The sequence below is a fragment of the Tolypothrix sp. VBCCA 56010 genome, assembly GCF_050875635.1.
In the GTDB taxonomy this organism is placed as follows: domain Bacteria; phylum Cyanobacteriota; class Cyanobacteriia; order Cyanobacteriales; family Nostocaceae; genus Hassallia.
Genome location: NZ_JBPAOH010000298.1, coordinates 1 through 3687 on the forward strand (window position 1 = coordinate 1; position 3687 = coordinate 3687).

The 3687-nt window shown below is 42.8% G+C and carries 4 protein-coding genes; 1 reads left to right on the forward strand and 3 read right to left on the reverse strand.

Annotated elements, in window-relative coordinates; all coding sequences use genetic code 11:
• Positions 1 to 84: 84 nt before the first annotated feature.
• The 3 genes from AABK37_RS40810 to AABK37_RS40820 all read right to left on the reverse strand — a co-directional run bounded on the left by AABK37_RS40810 (position 85) and on the right by AABK37_RS40820 (position 2040).
• Positions 85 to 756 carry a Type 1 glutamine amidotransferase-like domain-containing protein gene (locus tag AABK37_RS40810; protein WP_432557084.1) on the reverse strand — a complete coding sequence of 224 codons (672 nt, stop codon included), beginning with the start codon at positions 754 to 756 and terminating at the stop codon, positions 85 to 87.
• Between the two features lie 37 nt (positions 757 to 793).
• Positions 794 to 1453, reverse strand: coding sequence for a lipoyl protein ligase domain-containing protein (locus tag AABK37_RS40815; protein WP_432557085.1), 660 nt, complete (start codon positions 1451 to 1453; stop codon positions 794 to 796).
• 119 nt (positions 1454 to 1572) lie between these two features.
• Positions 1573 to 2040, reverse strand: coding sequence for a YbjN domain-containing protein (locus tag AABK37_RS40820; protein ID WP_432557086.1), 468 nt, complete (start codon positions 2038 to 2040; stop codon positions 1573 to 1575).
• A 365-nt stretch (positions 2041 to 2405) separates the two neighbouring features.
• Here AABK37_RS40820 and AABK37_RS40825 point away from each other — a divergent pair.
• The coding region (locus AABK37_RS40825) for a protein kinase domain-containing protein (RefSeq protein WP_432557087.1) at positions 2406 to 3687 on the forward strand (1282 nt) is incomplete at its 3' end.

Sequence of the window (3687 nt, forward strand, 5' to 3'; positions counted from 1 at the left end):
ATAGGACTTTCACCTATATCAATCTGAGAGTTCAACCCTGAATGGGTTGGTTAGCTTATGACCGGACTGATTACCAGGATTCGGCTAACAACGAATCGCACCCAACCGATAAGCTTTTGCATGAAGACGAGAACTGACGATTTTCTCTAATTTATCTTGGATAAAGTGCAAACCAACTCCATCATCAGCTGCGTATCCTTCGCTAATTAACCCTTGTGATAAAAGTCGATGGTAGGAAGGTCTTCGTTCTTGTTCTCCATCATAATGCGGACAGTTACTACCTTTGAGAAAGCCTAAGCATTGCAAGACAGTCATTTGATTGGGAATAGAGTCTGTCACTGCTTGTTCAAACCAACAAATAGAACCCGCACTCAAACCACAGAGAATAATTCCACTTGACCAAGCTTCTTTTAAGATATGGTCAAGTCCCCACTCTCTCCATAAAGCAATTAGATTTTTAGTGTTTCCCCCTCCTACATAAATTATGTCTTGTTCAAGCACGAAAGACCTCAGGTCATTTGTAGGTGGGTTAAACAAAGACAAATGAGATGGTTTACAAAGCTGTTGGACAAAAGCTGAGTAAAATCGAACTATATATTTGTCAGAATCACCGCTAGCTGTAGGAACAAAGCAAATTTTTGGTATTTCCTTTTTGGATAGTCCTAAGATGTATCTATCCAGTAGAGGGTTTTCCGGTTCCATTGAAAAGCCTCCACCACCCATTGCAACGATTTGTTTGTATATATTTTTAGTCATTTAGAAAGCCTGTTATGTGATATTTTGCTCAAATCATCTATTTAGCCAAAATCTGTTTCCACTCATCCTCTGATAAGGGTTGCAAAACTAATTGAATATTAAAACAATCAATAGCTGCTGCAACCAAAGCAGCAATAATTGTTTCTCTAGTTAGGTTTTGGGGAAGTTGCACACAAGTAAAAGATTCTGCACCAAATACAGCCGCAAACAGTTCTGCATTCGGTTGCAAGCGTATTGAACCATGTTGTAGAATTGCGTTACCACGTCGCAGTTGAGCGCTACCGATGAGTTTGCAATTATCAACTGTAACTAAATCTGCACTAGTTGCAGTGCCAAAACAGTTAGGATTGTGAATGTAGCCGCGTCCTGCTGTACCGTAGTGTAATTCTACATTAAGCGATCGCCATCCTTGAATCAAAAACTCGCAAATTTTTTCATACATCTGAATACGATTCCCATTGAGTCCAGATGTTACCACAGCATAAGTTAAATCACCTTGATGCAACACAGCACGTCCACCTGTAGGACGTCGCACTAATTCTAGTTTCTCACCTTGCCAAACAATATCTTGCCAATATGCGGGATATTGACGTTGATGATAGCCTAAAGAAATAGCGGGTGGCGACCAAGTGTAAAACCGCAAACTTGACGGATGTCCTAAAATATGCTGTTCTAGCAACCAGCCGTCAATAGCCATCTGCACATGTCCCGGTGCTTCTAATAGCGGAATTAGTCGCCAAACCGGATAAGTATTTTGGATTTTGGATTTCGGATTTTGGATTATTTGCTGACCTCCAATCTAAAATCTAAAATCGTTTAAGTTGCACCAAACTCAGATTGTAACGTGTCATCGTTGTTATCGGCGATACTTGCGACGACGGTAATTAGACGGGAAACTTCGCTAGCAGACAAGTCCGCGAGAGTGCGTATGGCGATGACAACCACTTGATTTTCAATAATACCAAAACGAGCTTCAAAAGTGCTAGAGCAGTTCATTTCCAATAGTTGCCGCATCAACTTCGGTTCATCTTTGGCGGGTAACTTTAACACCGCAGACCAAACGGTTAAAGTGTCTTCATCGGTTTTGCCGCCAAGTTGGACAAATACTTCCACACTACCGTATTTAAACTTCCACAAAGTACCGCCTTCTGCGGCGTGGTTTACCATTGCACTGTCATCTTGTTCTAGAGTATCGATGACATTTTCGATTATTTCCACATGGTTGATGCCGGCGGTTTCTTCGTCGGTAGCGATCGCTTCAGGATTACTTTGGTAGCTTGTCATATCAATTTTCGCCTCAATAACTTTATGGTTTCATCTAGACATACTTTATAGCTTGTAGACAAGGTTAGTTTTAGCCCCCTTAGGTAATAGCTTGGTCATAAGCGCTTTAACTATACCTTAATTCCGTCAGACTGAAGTCTGCGGCTATACAAACAAAGTCCGCCTAGCCTAGCGGCTGATGCGAAGCAGTACGCGGACTAAGAAACAATGAATTTGAAACCCGCGTAGGCGGGTTTTGTCTGTGTAGCCGCGAATTCCATTCGCTAGGGCTACTCCGCGTGCCTCTGCGTTTAAATTTTAACCCTCAATTCGCCAGGGCTGGAGTGTTCAAGAGTAATTTTGGGAACACTTAATCTAGAAAAAATTTGCCAACCATCCCCAGTATGATTTATTGCCTCGCTCCCAATTGCCAAAAGCCGCAAAACCCAGATGCAACAAAATTTTGCTTGACTTGTGGCTCACAGTTGCTCTTGAAAAATCAATATCAAGCGATTCAGCCAATTGGTCAAGGGGGATTTGGTAGAACTTTCTTAGCTGTGGACGCATATCGGCTAAATGCTTATTGCGTCATCAAGCAATTTTTCCCATTACCGGAAATTCAAGGTAATTCTCAAGCAATGGTGAAAGCTACAGAGTTATTTGAACAAGAAGCAAGGCAATTATTACAACTAGGAGAACAGCATCCGCAGATTCCCACGCTGTTTGCCTACTTTGAGCAAGATAAACGCTTGTATCTGGTGCAGCAATTTATCGATGGGCAAGATTTATCACAAGAATTGGCACAGCGCGGCGCTTTTAGCGAGTCACAAATTCGGGAATTGTTGCATGATTTGTTACCTGTGCTGCATTTTGTGCATCAGCAGCAAGTGATTCACCGCGATATCAAGCCAACAAACATTTTACGCCGTCAGATAGATGGCAAGTTGGTATTAATCGACTTTGGCGTTGCGAAACAGTTAATCGATACTGCTTTAACCAAAACTGGGACAAAAGCTGGTACACAAGGATATGCAGCAATTGAACAACTGCGTAGTGGTAAGGCTTATCCTGCCAGTGATTTGTATAGTTTAGGCGTGACTTGCATTCACCTATTAACTCAAGTTGAAGTGGATGAACTTTACGATCCCCAAGAGGGTAAATGGCTTTGGAGAGAACATCTGCGGCAAAAAGGCAAAGATGTCAGCACCCAGTTGAGTGAAATTTTGGATAAATTGCTGAAAGACTATGTGAAAGAGCGATATCAGTCAGTTAATGAGGTGCTGCAAGACTTGAAAGCTGCACTTACCCCAGAATCACCAACGCTTAAACCGCAGAATTGGCGACTTATTCACACCCTGAAGGGTCATTCTAACTCGGTTCAGTCTGTTGCCATAAGTCCTGATAATATGACTCTTGCTGGTGGCAGTTTTGACAACACCATTAAACTCTGGAATCTGACGACCGGACATGAAATCCGCACCCTCAAAGGGCATTCCGACCCGGTTTGTTCCGTCGCAATCAGCCCTGATGGTGAAACCGTTGCCAGTGGCAGTTTTGACAACACCATTAAACTCTGGAATCTGACAACCGGACATGAAATCCGCACCCTCAAGGGGCATTCCGACCCGGTTTGTTCCGTCGCAATCAGCCCTGATGGTGAAACCGTTG

What these genes read in the sequence shown, in the direction of transcription:
- AABK37_RS40810 (WP_432557084.1), bottom strand. Translation starts at nt 756, where the DNA reads ATGACTAAAAATATATACAAACAAATCGTTGCAATGGGTGGTGGAGGC.
- AABK37_RS40815 (WP_432557085.1), bottom strand. Translation starts at nt 1,453, where the DNA reads ATGGCTATTGACGGCTGGTTGCTAGAACAGCATATTTTAGGACATCCG.
- AABK37_RS40820 (WP_432557086.1), bottom strand. Translation starts at nt 2,040, where the DNA reads ATGACAAGCTACCAAAGTAATCCTGAAGCGATCGCTACCGACGAAGAA.